General features: G+C 72.4%; 16 protein-coding genes. 9 read left to right on the top strand and 7 right to left on the bottom strand.

The features are described 5' to 3' along the window. The first annotated feature begins 128 nt into the window (after positions 1-128). Positions 129-584, top strand: a complete 456-nt coding sequence (locus PUR71_RS14480) for a hypothetical protein (RefSeq protein WP_329927385.1) — start codon at positions 129-131, stop codon at positions 582-584. Here PUR71_RS14480 and trhA read toward each other — a convergent pair. Beyond that, positions 555-1,241, bottom strand: coding sequence for a PAQR family membrane homeostasis protein TrhA (gene trhA, locus PUR71_RS14475; RefSeq protein WP_443077445.1), 687 nt, complete (start codon positions 1,239-1,241; stop codon positions 555-557). The genes PUR71_RS14480 and trhA overlap by 30 nt on opposite strands. 275 nt (positions 1,242-1,516) lie before the next feature. Here trhA and PUR71_RS14470 point away from each other — a divergent pair, with 275 nt between their 5' ends. Then, positions 1,517-3,343, top strand: a complete 1,827-nt coding sequence (locus PUR71_RS14470) for a phosphoenolpyruvate carboxykinase (GTP) (RefSeq protein WP_329927383.1) — start codon at positions 1,517-1,519, stop codon at positions 3,341-3,343. Positions 3,344-3,505: 162 nt separating this feature from the next. On the opposite strand, the gene PUR71_RS14465 is transcribed toward PUR71_RS14470, so the two are convergent. After that, entirely contained in the window at positions 3,506-4,720 is a 1,215-nt protein-coding gene (locus PUR71_RS14465) for a pyridoxal phosphate-dependent aminotransferase (protein ID WP_329927382.1), read from the bottom strand. A 101-nt stretch (positions 4,721-4,821) separates the two neighbouring features. Further along, entirely contained in the window at positions 4,822-5,544 is a 723-nt protein-coding gene (locus PUR71_RS14460) for a hypothetical protein (protein ID WP_329927381.1), read from the bottom strand. A gap of 138 nt (positions 5,545-5,682) precedes the next feature. Between PUR71_RS14460 and PUR71_RS14455 the strand changes: the two genes are divergently transcribed. Beyond that, positions 5,683-6,354: a prepilin peptidase gene (locus tag PUR71_RS14455; protein WP_329927380.1), complete on the top strand. Its 672-nt coding sequence runs from the start codon at positions 5,683-5,685 to the stop codon at positions 6,352-6,354. Positions 6,355-6,461: 107 nt separating this feature from the next. On the opposite strand, the gene PUR71_RS14450 is transcribed toward PUR71_RS14455, so the two are convergent. Then, entirely contained in the window at positions 6,462-8,039 is a 1,578-nt protein-coding gene (locus PUR71_RS14450; RefSeq protein ID WP_329927379.1) for a chitinase, read from the bottom strand. A 400-nt stretch (positions 8,040-8,439) separates the two neighbouring features. Between PUR71_RS14450 and PUR71_RS14445 the strand changes: the two genes are divergently transcribed. The 4 genes from PUR71_RS14445 to PUR71_RS14430 all read left to right on the top strand — a co-directional run bounded on the left by PUR71_RS14445 (position 8,440) and on the right by PUR71_RS14430 (position 13,976). Next, the gene (locus tag PUR71_RS14445; protein ID WP_329927378.1) at positions 8,440-9,234 is read left to right on the top strand and encodes an isoprenyl transferase; all 795 of its coding nucleotides are present in this window, start codon (positions 8,440-8,442) and stop codon (positions 9,232-9,234) included. 213 nt (positions 9,235-9,447) lie between these two features. Then, complete coding sequence (locus PUR71_RS14440) at positions 9,448-10,782, top strand: PhoH family protein (protein WP_329927377.1); 1,335 nt, start codon at positions 9,448-9,450, stop codon at positions 10,780-10,782. A 449-nt stretch (positions 10,783-11,231) separates the two neighbouring features. After that, positions 11,232-11,972: a transglycosylase SLT domain-containing protein gene (locus tag PUR71_RS14435; protein ID WP_329927376.1), complete on the top strand. Its 741-nt coding sequence runs from the start codon at positions 11,232-11,234 to the stop codon at positions 11,970-11,972. 483 nt (positions 11,973-12,455) lie between these two features. Beyond that, complete coding sequence (locus tag PUR71_RS14430) at positions 12,456-13,976, top strand: AI-2E family transporter (RefSeq protein ID WP_329927375.1); 1,521 nt, start codon at positions 12,456-12,458, stop codon at positions 13,974-13,976. Between the two features lie 61 nt (positions 13,977-14,037). Here the strand turns inward: PUR71_RS14430 and PUR71_RS14425 are convergent, their stop codons facing one another. Then, entirely contained in the window at positions 14,038-14,580 is a 543-nt protein-coding gene (locus PUR71_RS14425) for an alkyl hydroperoxide reductase (RefSeq protein WP_329927374.1), read from the bottom strand. 3 nt (positions 14,581-14,583) lie between these two features. Then, a complete protein-coding gene (locus PUR71_RS14420; protein WP_329927373.1) occupies positions 14,584-15,135 on the bottom strand; it encodes a peroxiredoxin in 552 nt (183 codons plus the stop codon). Between the two features lie 128 nt (positions 15,136-15,263). Between PUR71_RS14420 and PUR71_RS14415 the strand changes: the two genes are divergently transcribed. Then, positions 15,264-16,226 (top strand): LysR substrate-binding domain-containing protein, encoded by a 963-nt coding sequence (locus tag PUR71_RS14415; RefSeq protein WP_329927411.1) that lies wholly within the window; start codon positions 15,264-15,266, stop codon positions 16,224-16,226. Positions 16,227-16,278: 52 nt separating this feature from the next. Here the strand turns inward: PUR71_RS14415 and PUR71_RS14410 are convergent, their stop codons facing one another. Continuing rightward, positions 16,279-16,911 (bottom strand): TetR/AcrR family transcriptional regulator, encoded by a 633-nt coding sequence (locus PUR71_RS14410; RefSeq protein ID WP_329927372.1) that lies wholly within the window; start codon positions 16,909-16,911, stop codon positions 16,279-16,281. A gap of 155 nt (positions 16,912-17,066) precedes the next feature. Here PUR71_RS14410 and PUR71_RS14405 point away from each other — a divergent pair, with 155 nt between their 5' ends. After that, on the top strand, positions 17,067-19,265 hold the full coding sequence (locus tag PUR71_RS14405; RefSeq protein WP_329927371.1) for an MMPL family transporter: 2,199 nt from the start codon (positions 17,067-17,069) through the stop codon (positions 19,263-19,265). Positions 19,266-19,358: the final 93 nt, after the last annotated feature.

Below are 19,358 nucleotides of genomic sequence, written 5' to 3'. Positions count from 1 at the left end.
GCTGGGAGTGACTGACGGTAGATACCATGTGGCAATCGGTCAGTGCTGGCCGACGCGTGCCGAGAGCGGAGAAGGGGTGGGGCGGCAGGAGCCGACCACGAGCCCGGCGCCGGGAAAGGGGAGCCGTAGTGGCTGACACTGACGACAGGCTGGCCGGTGCCCAGGTGTGGGGCGCGGCCGTGGTGGTGGGGTCCGCGCTGGCCGTGGTCGCGGCCTATCTGATCAACGGCGCCGCGCTGGTCCTGGCGGTCGCCGGGATCGAGGTGCTGCTGCTCATGGTGTACGTCGCCCGGCGGTGGCGGGCGCTGCACCGGGCGGACGCGCCCGGCGGCCACCGCCCGTCCGCCGCGACCCCGAACGCCGCGCACTGCGAGCGCTGCCGCCGGGCCCGAGAGGCGCTGGACGCGCGCGGGCCGCGCGGTGGCGCGGGCCGCCCGTCGCACCGGCGCCACCCGCAGGGGCGGGCGTCGCACGACCACCCCTGGACGGCCGAACGGGCGGTCACCCGGTCCGTGGACGTGGACCGGACGACCGCCCGCCGTGGCGCGCCGGACTCATCCGGCCGCGCTGTAGGCCACCAGTGAGACCCCGACGTACTGCACGATGAACGCGCCGAGCGTGAAGGCGTGGAAGACCTCGTGGAACCCGAACCAGCGCGGTGACGGGTCGGGCCGCTTGAGGCCGTACACCACCCCGCCGACGCTGTAGAGCACCCCGCCGACGATCATCAGCACCAGGACGGCCACGCCGCCGGTGCGCAGGAAGTCGGGCAGGAAGAACGCCGCGGCCCAGCCCAGCGCGATGTACACCGGCGTGTACAGCCAGCGCGGCGCGCCGACCCAGAACACCCGGAACGCTATCCCCGCCAGCGCGCCGCCCCAGACCGCCCAGAGCAGCACCTGCTGGGCGGCGCCCTTGAGCAGCAGGATCGTGAAGGGCGTGTAGGTCCCCGCGATGATCAGGAAGATGTTCGCGTGGTCCAGCCGGCGCAGGACGGCGTCACCGCGCGGCCCCCAGTCGAAGCGGTGGTAGACCGCGCTGACCCCGAAGAGCAGCCACGCGCTCGCCGAGTAGACGGCGCACGCGATCTTGGCGGGCGTGGAGTCGGCCAGACAGATCAGGACGATCCCGGCCGCGACGGTGGCGGGGAACATCCCGGCGTGCAACCAGCCGCGCCACTTCGGTTTGCTCTCCGTCGCGTTCCTGGCGCCCTGCGCGAGCTCTGCAGTCATGCGCAGCATGCTACCGGCTACTTACGGATCCGTAGGTTACCGACAGGTAGGAAGTGGCGATCGCCACACTTCGACATTTTGGAGCAATTGAAGTGTGGCGCAGCGCACTCCGTCTCGGACGGGAGTGACCCGTTACTCGCCAGTAACCATACTTACTGTAGTAAAAGATGCGTCAATTTCACCGGTGTGCCGCAATCAGGCCTTGGACCCGGAGCTACGCTGCAAGCACCCTCAGACCCCCGCTACGCCGTCTCCCCGCCGGGATGGCGTGAAACGGAGCGATCGTGTCGTACGAGATCTCTGCTGTCAGCGCATCCGCGCCCACCCGTCACCAGCGCCTGGTGGCGTGGGTGAGCGAGATCGCTGAGCTCACCCAGCCGGACCGCATCGAGTGGTGCGACGGTTCCGACGAGGAGTACCAGCGCCTCGCGGACCTGCTGGTGGATCAGGGCACCTTCAAGAAGCTGAACGAGGAGAAGCGCCCGAACTCCTACTACGCCGCCTCGGACCCGTCCGACGTGGCGCGCGTGGAGGACCGCACCTTCATCTGCTCCGAGCAGGAGAAGGACGCCGGGCCGACCAACCACTGGAAGGCCCCCGCCGAGATGCGCGAGGTCTTCCAGGGCGAGCAGGGCCTGTTCCGCGGCGCCATGAAGGGCCGCACGATGTACGTCGTGCCGTTCTCGATGGGCCCGGTCGGCTCCCCGCTGGCCGCCTACGGCGTCGAGATCACCGACTCCGCCTACGTCGCCGTGTCGATGCGCGTCATGACCCGCATGGGCAAGGCCGTGCTCGAGCAGCTCGGCGAGGACGGCGACTTCGTCAAGGCCGTCCACACCGTCGGCGCCCCGCTCGCCGAGGGCGAGGCGGACGTGCCGTGGCCGTGCAACAGCACCAAGTACATCTCGCACTTCCCGGAGACCAAGGAGATCTGGTCCTTCGGCTCGGGCTACGGCGGCAACGCCCTGCTCGGCAAGAAGTGCTACGCGCTGCGCATCGCCTCGACGATGGCCCGCGACGAGGGCTGGCTCGCCGAGCACATGCTCATCCTGAAGCTCACCCCGCCGTCCGGCGAGGTCAAGTACGTGGCCGCGGCCTTCCCGTCGGCCTGCGGCAAGACCAACCTCGCGATGCTCCAGCCCACCATCCCGGGCTGGAAGGTCGAGACGATCGGCGACGACATCGCCTGGATGCGCTTCGGCGCCGACGGCCGGCTCTACGCCATCAACCCGGAGGCCGGCTTCTTCGGCGTCGCCCCCGGCACCGGCGTGGACACCAACGCCAACGCCATCGACACCCTCTGGGGCAACACGGTCTTCACCAACGTCGCCCTCACCGACGACGGCGACGTGTGGTGGGAGGGCCTCACCGAGGAGCCCCCGGCGCACCTCACCGACTGGCGCGGCAACGACTGGACCCCCGAGTCCGGCACCCCGGCCGCCCACCCGAACGCCCGCTTCGCCGTCCCGGCCGCGCAGTGCCCGACCATCGCCCCCGAGTGGGAGGACCAGGCGGGCGTGCCGATCTCGGCGATCCTGTTCGGCGGCCGCCGCGCCACCGCCGTCCCGCTGGTGACGGAGTCCTTCGACTGGCAGCACGGCGTCTTCCTCGGCGCCAACATCGCCTCCGAGAAGACCGCCGCCGCCGAGGGCACCGTGGGCGAGCTGCGCCGCGACCCGTTCGCGATGCTGCCGTTCTGCGGCTACAACATGGGCGACTACTTCGCCCACTGGCTGAAGGTCGGCGCGCAGGCGGACGCGGCCAAGCTGCCGAAGATCTACTACGTGAACTGGTTCCGCAAGAACGCCGAGGGCAGCTTCGTCTGGCCCGGCTACGGCGAGAACAGCCGCGTGCTCAAGTGGATCGTCGAGCGCCTGGAGGGCACCGGCGAGGGCGTCGAGACCCCGATCGGCGTGCTGCCCACCGTCGAGGGCTTCGACCTGGACGGCCTGGACCTGGCCAAGGAGGACGTCGAGCTGCTCTTCACCGTCGACGCCGACATCTGGCGCCAGGAGGCCGCGCTCGTGCCGGCCCACCTGGAGATGTTCGGGGAGCACACCCCGAAGGAGCTGTGGGACGAGTACAAGAGCCTCGTCGCGCGTCTCGGCTGAGCCTGAGCCTCAGCCGTGACAACGGCCGGTGCGCTGCACGAACGTCGCACCGGCCGAGCGGCAGGACGGCCGGAGCCCCCCGCCGGACGGTCTTTCCCCGACCAAGGAGACCGTCCGGGCCGAGGCTCCGGCCGTAGTGTTTCCTCCTGAAGTCTCCGGCCGCTACGGCTGGGTGTAGCCGCTGAGGAAGTCGCCGATCCTGGTGACCGCGTCGGTGATCTCCTCGGCGCGGGGCAGCGTGACGAGGCGGAAGTGGTCCGGCTCGGGCCAGTTGAAGCCGGTGCCCTGGACCAGCAGGATGCGCTGGGAGCGCAGCAGGTCGAGCACCATCTGAGCGTCGTCCTTGATCTTGTAGACCTTCGGGTCCAGCCGGGGGAAGGCGTACAGCGCGCCCTTGGGCTTGACGCAGCTGACGCCCGGGATGTCGTTGAGCAGCTCGTACGCGGCGTCGCGCGAGGCGAGCAGCCGGCCGCCGGGCAGGACGAGGTCGCGGATGGACTGGCGCCCGCCGAGCGCCGCGGCCACCGCGTGCTGGGCCGGCATGTTGGCGCACAGGCGCATCGAGGCGAGCACGGTGAGGCCCTCGATGTAGCTGTGGGCGCGGGTGCGGTCGCCGGACAGGACCATCCAGCCGGAGCGGAAGCCGGCCACCCGGTAGGACTTCGAGAGCCCGTTGAAGGTGACGCAGAAGAGGTCGGGCGCGAGCGTGGCCAGCGGCACGTGCTCGGCGTCGTCGTAGAGGATCTTGTCGTAGATCTCGTCCGCGTAGACGACCAGCTTGTGCCGGCGGGCGATCTCGACGATCCCCTCCAGCACCTCGCGCGGGTAGACCGCGCCGGTCGGGTTGTTGGGGTTGATCACGACGATGGCCCGGGTCCGGTCGGTGACCTTGGCCTCGATGTCGGCGAGATCCGGGTACCACTCGGCCTGCTCGTCGCAGCGGTAGTGCACGGCGGTGCCGCCGGCCAGCGAGACCGAGGCGGTCCACAGCGGGTAGTCGGGCGCCGGGACGAGCACCTCGTCGCCGTCGTCGAGCAGCGCCGTCATGGCGAGCTGGATCAGCTCGGAGACGCCGTTGCCGAGGAAGACGTCGTCGACGGACAGGCCGTGCAGGCCGCGGTCCTCGTAGTGCATGACGACGGCGCGGCGGGCGGACAGGAGGCCCTTGGAGTCGCCGTAGCCGTGCGCGGTCCCGAGGTTGCGCAGGATGTCCTGGAGGATCTCCGGGGGCGCCTCGAACCCGAACACGGCGGGGTTCCCGGTGTTGAGCTTGAGGATGCGGTGGCCCTGTTCCTCCAACCGCATCGCCTCGTCGAGCACCGGTCCGCGGATGTCGTAGCAGACGTTGGCGAGCTTGCTGGACTGGATGACCTGCATGCCTGCCTACTTTAGGGCCACGACCGGGCCCGGCGGCGCGTGTCCTGGAACACGTGCCGCCGGGCCCGGCGAGGGCCCCTTCGATCGGCAGGCAGGTGCCGTCAGCCGACCTTCCAAACCAGGGGCGCGGTGTCCAGGATGTTTCCGTACGTGAGGAACGCCGGCGGGTTCTCGTTCGGAACGAGATAGACGGCACACAGCTTCACCGACTGGCCGGGCGCGAGCGTCACGAGCGACTTGGTGTCGCACTGCGGGATCGCCTTCTCCAGGGTCGGCGCCGGCAGCGCGCCCGCCGAGTGGTCCTTCGGCTTCACCCACACCCGCATCATGTAGGCGTCCTGGGCCAGCGCGGTCCCGGTGCGGTTCGTGAACGTCATGCTGACGTAGTAAGGGGTCTTGCCGGCGGTGAGGTCGGGCAGGAAGCCGAACGGGGCGATCTCGTTCGCGGTGCCCTTGGTGATCGAGACGGCCGTGGCGTCCACGGTCGAGCTCTTGCCGAGGTAGCGGCCGGTGCCGCCGAGCGCGAGCGGGTGGTCGTAGCTGACCTGCGTGACGTTGTTCCCGCCCGCGGTGACCGACGGCTGCGGGCCGTCCCCGGGCGCGACCGCCGCGCCCGACCCGGCGGGCGCGGGGGCGCCGGTGGCCGCGGAGGGGGCGGTGGTGGCGGTGGGCGCCGGGGTCGCGGTCGCGGGCGGCGCGGCCGGGGCGCCGCTGCCCGCCACCGGGTCGGCGTTGTCCGGGCCGCAGGCGGTCAACAGCAGCGCGAGCGCCGCGACCGGAACGGCGGCGCGGGCGGCCCGGGTTGTGAACCGGGTCTTCGTCATGGTCGTTCCCCCGTTGGATGATGTGGGTCGGTGGGCCCCGCCCGCCGGGCGTCCCGCTTTTGACATGTGGGCGCCGAACGAGAGGGGGTTGCGCCGGTGATGCTAGCGGCCGCCGGGGCGGTACCGGCCGGTTTTCTGGTGGCTCCGCTGCTGCGGGGCCTGGTGGCCAGGTTCGCCGTGTCCGAGGGCGAAGCGTGGTGCCGGACCTGCCCGTCGTGCGCGGCACCGACGCGGCTGCTGCCGCCGACCGGGCGCTGCCCGCGCTGCCGGCAACGGCTGGGCGCCGGCGCGTGGACGGTCGAGGCCGCCGCCGCGGCCGTCGCCGTCGCCGTGGTGCTCGCGGCGGACGGTTCGCCGGCGGCGGCGCTGGCCTGGGCGGCCGGGCTCGGCGTGGTGCTCGCCTTCGTCGACGGCCGGGTGCGCCGGCTGCCGTACCGGCTGACGCTGCCGCTGGCCGCCGGGCTCGCCGTGCTGCTGGCGGTGGCCGCCGTGGCCGAGGGCCGGCCTGGGGTGCTGGCGCGCTGCCTCTTGGTGGCGCTCGCGGCCGGGGCGCTGTTCGAACTGCCGGTCTGGCTGGGCCTGATGGGCCCGGGCGACTCCCCGCTGGCGTTCGCGCTGGGCGGTCTGCTCGGCTGGTACGGCTGGGGCGCGGCGTTCGGCGGGCTGTTCTTCACCGTGCTGCTGGCCGGCCTGTGGGCGGTGCTGAGGGCCGGCGCCGCCCTGGCGCGCCGCCGTCCGGTGCGCGGGCTCGACATTCCGGTGGGCCCCTTCCTGCTGCTCGGGACGCTGACGGCGGTGCTGGTGCGCTGAGCGCCGGAAAGGACGTGCGGACGGGGCCCGCAGCACCACGACCGGTACTGCGGGCCCCGCCGCCGGTGCGCGAGCTCCACCCTCAAGGAGCCGCGCGCCGGGGGGAGTTACGACATCCTGTGGACGAACGGGCCGACCGCGTTGGAGAACGCGTTGCCGTTGTTGGCGTCCCAGTTGGTGGACCAGGTCATCGCGCCGCGGATGGTCGGCCACGTGGCCGGCGGGACGAAGCTGCCGCAGTTCTTGCCGGTGGCCAGGCAGTCGAGCGCGTTGTTCACCACCGACGGGTCGACGTAGCCGCCGCCGGCCGCCTTGCCCGAGGCCGGGACCCCGATGCCGACCTGGTCGGGCCGCAGGCCGCCCTGGATGTGGGTGCAGACCTGCGAGGTGATGAAGTCGATCGTGCCCTGGTTGTAGACCTTGCCGTCGCAGCCGTTCATGCCGCCCGAGTTGTAGAACTGGGTGTTGACGACGGTCAGGATGTCCTTGGTGCCGAGCGCCAGCTGGAAGTAGGCGCCGGCGGTGCTGTACATCCCGATCGTCTCGGGCGCCATCGTCAGGACGAAGCCGGGGCCGACCTTGGCCTGCAGGGCGTGCAGCGCGTCGCCGAGCGGGCCGGGCTGGACGCCGTTCTCCAGGTCGACGTCGATGCCGTCGAAGCCGTAGTCCTTGAGGATCGCGGCGGCACTGTCGGCGAACGCGGCGCCGGCCGTGGCGTCGCCGACGTTGATCGCGCCGTTCTGGCCGCCGATGGAGAGGACGACCTTCTTGCCGGCCGCCTGCTTGGCCTTGATGTCGGCGCGGAACTGCGCGTCGGTGTAGCCACCGAGGGCCTTCGACAGGCCCGGGTCCAGCGTGAAGCCGATCGCGCCGGTCCGGGTCGGCACGGCGTCGGCGAAGGAGACCGCGATGATGTCGTAGGCGCTCTGGACGTCGGCCAGGCGCTGCGGCGTCGAGCCGTTGTCGAAGTTCTGCCAGTACCCGGTGACGGCGTGCGCGGGCAGACCGGTCGCCGGCGGCGTGGTCGGCGGGGCGGTCGGGGTCGCGGTGGCGGTCGGCGTGGTCGTGGGGGTCGGCGTGGCCGTCGGGGTGGGGCTCCGGGTCGGCGTCGGCGTCGCGGTGGCCGTCGCGGTCGGGCTCGGCGCCGGGGTGCCGCCCGGGCCCGTCAGGCTCACGTCGTCGGCGAGGTAGGCGGCCTGGCCGTACCAGCCGTGCAGGTAGAGCGTGATGCTGGTGGCGTTCGGGCCGGTGGTGAAGGTGGTGGCCAGCTGGTTCCAGCTGCTCTGGTTCGACCACACGCTCGGGTCGGTGGCGCCGGTGCCGCGCGCGCCGAGGTAGACGTACGGGCCCTGGACCCACGCGCTCAGCGAGTAGCTCGTGTCGGGCAGCACGCTGACGGTCTGGGTGCACTCGGCGGTGTCCGCCGCGCCCGGCGTGGCCTGGAGCGCGGCGCTGCCGGAGTGGACCGGGGAGGTGGCGGCGGTGGCGGTGGCGGTGCAGGTCCAGCCGGCCAGCCCGTTCTCGAAACCGCCGTTGGCGGCGAGCTGTCCGACGGCCGCGCTCGCGCCGCCGGCGAAGAGCGCGAGGCCGGTGCCGGCCAGCGCGAGGGCGGTCGCACCGGCGGCGACGGCCGGGAGGGGGGTGCGCCGGCGCTTGTGCGCGGGCTGGTTCGGCGTACGGGCCATGGGGTGACGCTCCTGGGGAAGGAGCGGCCGCCGCGGTGGGGGTCGCGGCGGCCGCGTGTGGGGGAGGGGAGGTCCGCGAGCATGCTGGAAGGGGAGGGACCGGGACCGTCGCGTCGATCTCGTTCCGTCCCGGATCAAAAGCTGGACTAGACCATTGCCGGGCGTCAAGCACCGGAACGTCGGCTTACGGTTTCCTTAAGGAACCGGAGACCGTTCCGTGGCCGTCGCCGTCGGCCCCGCCCCCCGGTCCGCGCCGCGCTCGCCGCGCTCGCCGCGACAGACTTCGTACAGGACCGTGACCAGACCGCTACCTGCGGCTTTCCCGGTCGCCCGCGCGCCGGAGTAGGCTGCGCCGGGGTGGTGACGCACCCGCCGAAATGAGTACGGAGGGGCCGACAACATGGGTCTGCGCGATGTCGTGGAACGCACGCCGGGGCTGCGCACCCTGCTGCACGGTGCGTACGGGCTCTACGGCCGCCGGGTCGAGGTCCACCTCGCCCGCACCCCCAACCACATCGGCGTGATCCTCGACGGCAACCGCCGCTGGGCCAAGGCCGCCGGCGGCTCCACCGCGTACGGCCACCAGCGCGGCGCCGACAAGATCAGCGAGTTCCTCGGCTGGTGCGACGAGACCAACGTCAAGGTCGTCACCCTCTGGATGCTCTCCACCGACAACCTCGACCGGCCCGCCGACGAACTCGTCCCGCTGCTCGGGATCATCGAGGACGCCGTCACCGGTCTCGCCGCCGCCCGCCGCTGGAAGGTGCACCCGGTCGGCGCGCTGGACCTGCTCCCGCAGCACACCGCCGACGTGCTCAAGCGGGCCGCCGAGGAGACCGCCGGGATCGAGGGCATCACCGTCAACGTCGCCGTCGGCTACGGCGGTCGGCACGAGATCGCCGACGCCGTCCGCTCGCTGCTCCAGGAGCACGCCGAGCGCGGCACCTCGATCGAGGAACTGGCCGGGATCCTGGACCCGGAGCACATCGCCGAGCACCTCTACACCCGCAACCAGCCCGACCCGGACCTGATCATCCGGACCTCGGGCGAGCAGCGGCTGTCCGGATTCCTGCTCTGGCAGAGCGCGCACAGCGAGTTCTACTTCTGCGAGGCGTACTGGCCGGCCTTCCGCAAGGTCGACTTCCTGCGGGCGCTGCGCGCGTTCGAGCAGCGGCACCGGCGCCTGGGGCTGTAGCCCCGGCGCCCTGCGACTGACCCCCCGTAGGGGTGGCCTACCCGGTCGCCGCGCGAGGCCAAACGTTCACCGGCAATGATCCGTCAGTTCGCCGAGGACGCGAATGCACCGCCCCTCGCCTGGGAATACTCCAGTCAGTCCGGTCCCGGGGCCATCGGGGCAGCGGGGCCGGCTTGCCGCGGGTGACGCAGGGTCATCCGCTCTGGAGGCCTAGTGGTCAGTTCCAAGAGCCGCCGGACACCAGACCGGCGCACGTACGTTCTCGACACCAGCGTGCTCCTGGCGGACCCTCTCGCCATGACCCGCTTCGAGGAGCACGAGGTCGTCCTCCCGGTGGTCGTCGTCACCGAGCTGGAGGCCAAGCGGCACCACCCCGAGCTCGGCTACTTCGCCCGCCAGGCGCTGCGCCTGCTCGACGACTTCCGCATCCGCCACGGCCGGCTCGACGAGCCGATCCCGGTCGGCGAGCTCGGCGGGACCATCAGGGTCGAGCTCAACCACTCCGACCTGTCGATACTCCCGGCCGGCTACCGCGCCGGGGGCGGCGAGGCGGACACCCGGATCCTCGCGGTCGCCCGCAACCTGCAGGCCGAGGGCTACGACGTCACCGTCGTGTCCAAGGACCTGCCGCTGCGGATCAAGGCCAGCTCGGTGGGCCTGCTCGCCGAGGAGTACCGGGCCGAGCTCGCGATCACCTCCGGCTGGACGGGCATGGCCGAGCTCCACGTCGCGGCCGACGACGTGGACGCGCTGTTCGCGGCCGGCCACGACGCCGCGGTGGACGTCGAGGGGGCCGCCGAGCTGCCCGTCCACACCGGACTGGTGCTCACCTCGGAGCGCGGCCGCGCGCTCGGCCGGGTGACCGGTGACGGCCGGGTCCGCCTGGTGCGCGGCGAGCGGGAGGCGTTCGGCCTGCGCGGGCGCAGCGCCGAACAGCGGGTCGCGCTGGACCTGCTGCTCGACCCGGACGTCGGCATCGTCTCGATGGGCGGCCGGGCCGGCACGGGCAAGTCCGCGCTGGCGCTGTGCGCGGGGCTGGAGGCGGTGCTGGAGCGGAGGCAGCATCGCAAGGTGATGGTCTTCCGGCCGCTGTACGCGGTCGGCGGGCAGGAACTCGGCTACCTGCCGGGCTCCGAGACGGAGAAGATGAGCCCCTGGGCGCAGGCGGTCTTCGACACCCTCTCCGCCGTCACCACTCCGGACGTGATCGAGGAGGTCATCGCACGGGGGATGCTGGAGGTCCTGCCGCTCACCCACATCCGGGGGCGCTCGCTGCACGACGCCTTCGTGATCGTGGACGAGGCGCAGTCGCTGGAGCGCAACGTCCTGCTGACGGTGCTGTCCCGGATCGGCCAGGGCTCGCGGGTGGTGCTCACCCACGACGTGGCGCAGCGGGACAACCTCCGGGTGGGCCGGTACGACGGTGTGGTGGCGGTGGTGGAGAAGCTGAAGGGGCATCCGCTGTTCGCGCACATCACCCTGACCCGCTCGGAGCGTTCGCCGATCGCGGCTCTGGTCACGGAAATGTTGGAGGACATTCACCCGTGATCCACACCTGACCGGACATAGTCGGACAATTCGGTGAACTTTGCACGTGGGGCCCGTTCCTGACGGAGCGGGCCCCGTCCGTTTCATCACATCGGGTACCTGTCTGTCCGGGGAACTCCCGTGCGGTGAATGTGACATGCGCCACGCGGGCGGGAATTGCGTCGAACGTGCCCGGTGCGGCATGGTGAGGGTTCTGTCAGGCCCCGCGTACGGCGCGGCAGGGCTTCCGGGAGACCGGAATCCGGCCCGGAAGGTCCGCCAACTCCGGTTGGCGGAAGCACAATTGAAAACCGATGAGCCGTACGCCGCCCGATCCAAACGCCCGGTCGCCTCACCTCGGCCGGACGTCGGGCCAGCACCTCCCGTGACCAGAGCATCTGCGGAGGTCCGTGCCAAGGGGCATGTTGCGTCCGCACGGTCACGCGTGGGCGATGCTGGAAGGAAACCATGTGACTCGGATCTCGGTCCGGGGAGTTGCTGTGGCCTCCGCCACCGCCGTCACCGCCGTCGGTGCCGTCGTGGGTGTGGCCTCGGGTAGCGAGGGCAAGACCACGCAGACGGTCGACGTCGCCGGCGCCACCCTGCTCGCCGAAGTCCCCTCCGGCTCCCAGGCGCAGGTCGTCAGCGACAACATCGGCCAGCAGGCGTCCGCCCAGCAGGCCTCCGCCGAGGCTGCCGCCAAGGCCGCCGCGGAGCAGAAGGCCGCCGAGGAGGCCGCGCGCCAGAAGGCCGCCGCCGACGCCCAGGCGAAGGCGGACGCGCAGGCCAAGGCCGACGCCGCCGCCAAGGCAGCCGCGGACGCCCAGGCGAAGCGGCAGGCCGACGAGGCCGCCAACCGCTCCAAGGCCCGCTCGGCCCTGGCCGCCACGGACAACAGCGCGCCGCCGGTCTCGGTCAGTCCGGGCTCGGTGCAGGACATCGCGCGGCAGATCGTCGGCAACGACACCCAGTTCCAGTGCTTCAGCCAGATCGTGAAGCGCGAGAGCGGCTGGGACTACACCGCGACCAACAAGAGCTCCGGTGCCTACGGCCTGGTCCAGGCGCTGCCCGGCTCCAAGATGGCCTCGGCCGGTGCCGACTGGCGCACCAACCCGGCGACCCAGATCCAGTGGGGCCTCAGCTACATGAACAGCCGCTACGGCAGCCCCTGCGGCGCCTGGTCGTTCTGGCAGGCCCACAGCTGGTACTAGGAGCCACCCCGCCCCGGCGGACTCCACGCATTGGTCACGGCCCCCGGCCGCTCACCCGCTGAGCGCCCGGGGGCCGTGTCGTTCCCGACCCCGCCGGGGCGGGCGGGCCGCGCCGCCCGGCCGCGCTGACCAACGCGCTCGCGGGCGGGGCGGTCCTGGGTGCGGACGCGGGGCGCGGGAAGGGGTCCTGGTTTGCTTCCCGCACCGGCCGGTCCGCCGGCGGATGGCTGGGGCCGCTCCGGCTACGGGGTCTCGCTCCGCTCTTGCCCATCGTCGCGCATCCGAAACATCACGTTTCGTTCCCTTTTGAGGGTTTTCGCCCGCCAGGCCGGTGCGTTCGAACCGGATCCCGCCGGGCCGAACCCGCCGGGCGGCCGGACTCGTTCCGTTCCGGGCGGGTAGCGTCATCCCTGACGGCCGTGGCGTGACGCACGGCGTACCGCCGGGCGACGGCGGACCGGCACGGGAGCGGTGGTAGCGAGGATGGCGCGGGGCGGGAAGGCCTTCAAGGCCGTGGCCAAGGGCATGGCCGTGGTGGCGAGCGCGGCCGCCGTGATCGAACGGCGCCGGCGTGCCGCGATGGCGGCCGATCCGCACGACGCCGTCGCGCTCCCGGGCGCCCTCCCGGCGACCGACCCGGCCGACGCACCGGGCGTATCCGGCGCGCCGGCCGCAGCCGCACCGGCCGCGGCCGACGCGGCCGGGCCGCTGCCCGTCCCGCGCACCGACTCCACTCCCGTCGCGCAGGCGCCGCCCGCCCCGGTGGAACCGGCCGGGCCCGCGCCGGTCGCGCCGGGCGCCCAGTTCGCACACCCTCGGGAGTACCACCCCGGTCGGCCCGCGACGCCGGTGGAGGCCGTTCCGTGGGGCCTGCGGGTGGCCGCGGAGTCCACGTGGCGGCTGCTGCTGCTCGGCGCCGCGCTCTACGTCGTCTTCTACGTCGTCGACATGCTGCGGCTGGTCGCCTTCTCGGTGCTGGCCTCGCTGCTGATCTCGGCGCTGCTGGAGCCCTCGGTCTCCTGGCTGCGCCGCCACGGCGTGCCGCGCTCGCTCGCGGCCGTCGGGGTGTTCCTGGGCGGGCTGGCCGGGATAGGGCTGGTCGGCTGGTTCGTGGTCTGGCAGGTCAGCACGAACCTGTCGGACGTCACCAGCCAGGTCCAGAAGGGTGTCATCCAGCTGCGGGACTGGCTGATCGAGGGCCCGCTGCACCTGACCCAGCAGCAGATCACCGACTTCGCCAACCAGATCACCAAGGCGATCACCACCAACACGGACCAGATCACCTCGGCCTCGCTCACCACCGCGCAGATCGCCGTCGAGGTGCTGACCGCGGTGCTGATGACCTTCTTCACCACGTTCTTCTTCATCTACGACGGCCAGAAGATCTGGAACTGGGCCCTGCGCGGACTGCCCCGGCACTCCCGCTTCGCGATGGCGGGCGCCGGGCCGAAGGCCTGGACGACGCTCACCGCGTACGTGCGCGGCACCGTGTGCGTGGCGTTCATCGACGCGGTCTGCATCGGCATCGGGATCGACCTGCTGGGCGTGCCGATGGCGATGCCGCTGGCCGTGATCATCTTCCTGGGCGCCTTCGTGCCGCTGGTCGGCGCGCTCGTCACGGGCACCGCGGCGGTCCTGATCGCCCTGGTCACGCAGGGCCCGTGGACGGCGTTGATGGTGCTGGTCGTGCTCGTCGCGGTGATGCAGATCGAGAGCCACGTGCTCCAGCCGCTGATCCTCGGGCGCGCGGTGCGGGTCCACCCGCTGGGCGTCGTGCTCGGCGTCGCGGCGGGCGGCATCATCGGCGGCATCGGCGGCGCGGTCGTGGCGGTCCCGCTGATCGCCGTCACCAACACCGTCGTGACCCACCTGCGCAAGCGCAACGAGGCCGGGCAGGCCGTCTTCACCGCGCTGGAGAACGCCCGCGAGGCCGCCGAGCGCACGGCGGCGACGCCGGTCGCCGCGCCCGGGTCCGCTCCCGCCCCGGCTCCGGTCGCCGACTGAGACGACGGAAAGGCCCTGCCGGACGAACCGTCCGGCAGAGCCCTTCGCGTGCGTGCGTCCGTCAGGCGTCGACGGCGGCGAGGGCGGCCTCGGAGTCGAGGACGCCGGCCACGGCCTGCAGCACGGCGGCGATCTTCATCGAGGCCTGGATGACCTCGCGCTCGACACCGGCCTTGCGCAGCACGGCCTCGTGCGAGTCGAGGCACTGGCCGCAGCCGTTGATGGCCGAGACGGCGAAGCACCAGAGCTCGAAGTCGACCTTCTCGACGCCCGGAGTGCCGATGATGTTCATCCGCAGACCGGCCCGCATGCTGCTGTACTCCTTGTCGGAGAGCAGGTGCAGCGTCCGGTAGTAGACGTTGTTCATCCCCATGACGGCCGCGGCGCCCTTGGCGGCGTTGTACGCCTCCGGGGAGAGGTTGGCCTTGGCCTCGGGCTCCAGCTCGCGCAGCACGGCGGGGCTGCGGGTGGCCATCGCGCAGGAGAGGACGGTGCCCCAGAGCTGCTGGGCGGGGAGGTCGGAGTTGCCGATGACCGAGCCCAGGTTGAGCTTGAGGTCCTTGGCGTAGTCCGGGAGGGCGGACTTCAGGTCGTCGAGGGCCATGGGTCAGCCCGCCAGCAGGGCCTGGGCGTCGAGGGTGTCCTCGCCCTTGTTCCAGTTGCAGGGGCACAGCTCGTCGGTCTGCAGGGCGTCCAGCACGCGCAGGACCTCCTTCGGGTTACGGCCGACGGAACCGGCGGTCACCATGACGAACTGGATCTCGTTGTTCGGGTCGACGATGAACACCGCGCGCTGGGCGGTGCCGTCGGCGCCCTCGACGCCGCAGGCCTGCATCAGCTCGTGCTTGACGTCGGCCAGCATCGGGAAGGGCAGGTCGCGCAGGTCCTTGTGGTCCTTGCGCCAGGCGTGGTGCACGAACTCGGAGTCGCCCGAGACACCCAGGATCTGGGCGTCGCGGTCGGCGAACTCGTCGTTCAGCTTGCCGAACGCGGCGATCTCGGTCGGGCAGACGAAGGTGAAGTCCATCGGCCAGAAGAAGACGATCTTCCACTTGCCCTCGTAGGACTTGTGGTTGATGTCGGCGAAGGCGTTCGCGGCGTCGAGGTCGACACAGGCCTTGAGGTCGAACTCGGGGAACTTGTCACCGATCGTGAGCACGTTCGCTTCTCCTGAAGTGAGACTGCGGGGAGTTGTCCGGATTGCGGACAGGGGTCCACGATTCCACATCGTGGACTGATCAGGGAAATAGCTACAATCGATGTGTCTGATCGGAGAGAGTTATCAATATCCCGTCCGCCGGCACCCCCGGCCCCGCCCGCAGCCCCCGGACTCCCACGGTCGCCCAGCTCAGGGCGTTCGTCGCGGTCGCCGAGCACCGGCACTTCCGCGAGGCGGCCGCCGCCACCGGCACCAGCCAGCCGGCGCTCTCCGGGGCGGTCGCGGCACTGGAGGAGTCGCTGGGTGCCCAGCTCATCGAGCGTACGACCCGAAAGGTGATCGTGACGCCACTGGGGGAGCGGGTGCACGCGCACGCCCGCCGGGTGCTCGCCTCGCTCCAGGCGCTGACGGAGGAGGTCGAGGCCGCGCGCCGCCCGTTCACCGGGCCGCTGCACCTCGGGGTCATCCCGACCGTGGCACCCTACCTGCTGCCCGCCGTCCTGCGGCTGGTCCGCGACCGCTTCCCCGAGCTGGAGCTGCACGTCCACGAGGAACGCACGCCCTCCCTGCTGGAGGGGCTGGCCGCCGGGCGGCTGGACGTCCTGCTGCTCGCGCTGCCGGCGGGCGGCACCTCGCCGACCCGGGACATCCCGCTGTTCGACGAGGACTTCGTGCTGCTGACCCCGCCCGGGCACCCGCTCGCCGGGCGGATCGACGTCCCGCGCGACGTGCTGCTCGACCTGGACGTGCTGCTGCTGGAGGAGGGCCACTGCCTGCGCGACCAGGCCCTCGACATCTGCCGCGAGGTCGGCGCCGACCCGGCCGGGTCGACCACCCGGGCGGCCGGCCTGTCCACGCTGGTCCAACTCGTCGCCGGTGGACTCGGGGTGACGCTGCTGCCCGCGACCGCCCTGGACGTCGAGGCCGGCCGCGCCGACCGGCTCGCCGCCGTCCGCTTCGCCGCCCCCGCGCCCGGCCGCCGCATCGGCCTGGCCACCCGCCCGGGCTCGGCCCGCAGCGCCGAGTACGACCGCTTCGCCGCGTCGCTGCGCGAGGTCCTCGTCGAACTCCCGGTCCGGATCGTCGAGTAGGGCGTGACCCGGTCAGGCGTGACGGGCGGGGCGTGACCCAGAGGGGCGTGAGTCAGCGGGGGATCTCCGCCGGCGCCCCCAGGCAGAGCCCGACGGTCGTCGCGACCAGCAGGTCGAGCGCCCGCACGGTGTCCGCCTCCGGCTCGGCGGCGGGGTCGGCGCCCAGTGCGAGGTAGCGCGCCGTCAGGCCGTCGAAGCCGCTGAGGAAGTGGACGGCGATCTCGCGCGCCGGCATCGGCAGGGTCAGCCCGTGCGCCGCCGCCAGGGCGGTGAGCATCTCGGTCGCCGTTCCCTCGACCTCGCGCTGGAGCGCGAGCATGATCTCCTGCAGGTCGGCGTCGCGCATCGCCAGCGAGCCGAACTCGCTGAGCAGCACGCAGCGCCCCTCCTCGCCGGTGGCGGCGTCCCAGAGCGCGTGCACGAGCGTGCGGACCTGCTCGCCGAACGGGCCGTCACCGGGGGACGCCGCCCGGACCTGACCGATGAAGTCGGCAGTCAGCTGCTCGACGACGGCTCGGTAGAGGTCCTTCTTGGTGCCGAAGGTGTAGTGCACCGTCGCCTGGGCCACGCCGAGCTCGGCCGCGATCGCCCGGGTGCTGCCGGCCGCGATGCCCTCGCGGCTCATCAGCTCGAGGGCTGCCTGCACCAGCTGGGGCCGCCGTTCTGCGGCGGGGACGTGTGCCATCCAGCCAGGGTATCGCCATGGTCGGACAACTGCGTCGAACGAATCTGTCGCCCGCTCGCGTCGCTCGACTTTGTCATCCGACAAAGTCGAGCGTACGGTGGGTCCGAGACCTGGTCAGGCACCCGCCTGCCCGACGACGGACCGAAGGGTCAGCCATGGCCACCTACCTCTACCGATTGGGCCGCGCCTGCTTCAGGCGCAGGCGGGCCGTCCTGGCCGTCTGGATCGCCGTGCTGATCGCCGTCGGCGGTGCCGCCGGGGCGTTCGCGGGCAAGACCAGCAACGAGTTCAAGGTGCCCGGCACCGAGGCGCAGGCGACCCTCGACCGGATCAAGGGATCCTTCCCGCAGCAGGGCCACGGCTCCGCGCAGATCGTCTTCGCCGCCCCGGCGGCCGACGGCATCAAGGCGCCGGACGCGGGCCGCGCGGTCAGTGAGGCCGTCCACCGGATCGCCGCCGTCCCCGGCGTGGCCGCCGCGCCCGACCCGTACGCCACCGGCGCGGTCTCGCCGGACGGCAGGGTCGCGATCGCGCTGGTCTCCTTCGACCGCAAGCTCGGCGACATCACCGACCGGCAGCGCGACGCGGTGCGGGCCGCCGCCGAACCGGCCCGCGCGGCCGGGCTGGACGTCGCCTTCGGCGGCGACGCGTACAACCGGATGGCCCAGGTCGACGGCGGCGAGGCGATCGGCCTCGCGGTGGCCGGCGTGGTGTTGGTGATCACCCTCGGCTCGCTGGTCGCCGCCGGGCTGCCGCTGCTCACCGCACTGGTCGGGGTCGGGGCGGCGATGGCCGGACTGCTCGCGCTCACCGGCTCGTTCGAGATCATCACCACCGCGCCGGTGCTGGCGCTCATGGTCGGCCTCGCGGTCGGGATCGACTACGCGCTGTTCATCCTCTCCCGCCACCGCCGCCACCTCGACGAGGGCCTGGCGCCCGAGGAGGCCGCCGCCCGCGCCACCGCGACCGCCGGCAGCGCCGTCGTGTTCGCGGGCCTGACCGTCGTCGTCGCGCTCGCCGGGCTCGCCGTCGCGGGCGTCCCGTTCCTCACCGTGATGGGCCTCGCCGCCTCCGGCGCCGTCGTCGTGGCCGTGCTGGTGGCGATCACGCTGCTGCCCGCGCTGCTCGGCTTCGTCGGCCGGCGGATCGACCGGCTGCCGGTCTGGCGGCGGGCCATGCGCACCGGCGGCACGACCACGATGGGCGAGCGCTGGGCCGGCTTCGTCGTGCGCCGTCCGCTGCCCGTCCTGCTCGTCGGCCTGGCCGGGCTCGGGGCCCTCGCGGTGCCCGCCGCGAGCCTCGACCTGGGGCTGCCGGGCGGTGGTTCGCAGGCCGCGGGGACGGACGCGCGCAAGGCGTACGACCTGGTGAGCGAGGGCTTCGGGCCCGGGTTCAACGCGCCGCTCGTCGTCGTGGTGGACGCGAAGGGCACGCCGCAGCCCGAGCGGGCGGTGCAGGGCGTGGCGGCGGAGCTGCAGACGCTGAAGGGCGTGCGGACGCTGCTGCCGCCGGCCGTCGACCAGGCCGGCGGGACGGCCCTGCTGACCGTCATCCCGCGGACCGGGCCCGACGACGAGGCCACCAAGTCGCTCGTCAACGAGATCCGCGACCAGCGCGCGGAGTTGAAGGCCTCGACGGGGGCCGGCATCGCCGTCACCGGCACCACGGCCGCCAACATCGACGTCTCCACCAAGCTCGGCCAGGCGCTGCCGCCCTTCCTCGCGGTCATCGTCGGCATCGCGACGGTGCTGCTGGCGCTGGCGTTCCGCTCGGTGCTCGTCCCGCTCAAGGCGGTGGCCGGGTTCCTGCTCAGCATCACGGCCTCGCTCGGCGCGGTGGTCGCGGTCTACCAGTGGGGCTGGCTGGACGGCCTGATCGACGTGCCGAAGGTCGGCCCGGTGGTGAGCTTCGTGCCGATCCTGCTGATCGGGGTGCTGTTCGGGCTGGCGATGGACTACGAGCTGTTCCTGGTCTCCGGGATGAAGGAGCAGCACGTGCACGGCATGGCGCCGCGCGAGGCCGTGGTGGCCGGGGTGCGGGGCGGTGCCCGGGTGGTGACGGCGGCCGCGCTGATCATGGTGGCGGTGTTCGGCTCGTTCGTCTTCGGCCACGACCCGATCGTCCAGCCGATCGGCTTCGCCCTCGCGGTGGGCGTGCTGGTGGACGCCTTCGTGGTGCGGATGGCGCTGGTGCCGGCCGCGATGGCGTTGTTCGGCAAGGCCGCGTGGTGGTTCCCGAAGAAGCTGGAGAAGCTCGTGCCCAGGGTGGACATGGAGGGCGAGCAGCTGATCGCGCGTCTGGAGCGGGAACAGGAGCGGGAGCCGGGGGCGGCGAAGCAGCCGGCCGGCGTCTGACCGGCCCCACGAGCGGTGCCCGGCGGGAGGAGATCCCGCCGGGCACCGCCGTCGTCAGGGGCGTTGCTGCACGGGCGTCGCTGCACGGGTGAC

Source organism: Streptomyces sp. SP17BM10, assembly GCF_036322405.1.
Lineage (GTDB): Bacteria > Actinomycetota > Actinomycetes > Streptomycetales > Streptomycetaceae > Kitasatospora.
The sequence above is the reverse complement of the archived record's forward strand: the minus strand, read 5'-3'. Positions and strand labels throughout refer to the sequence as shown.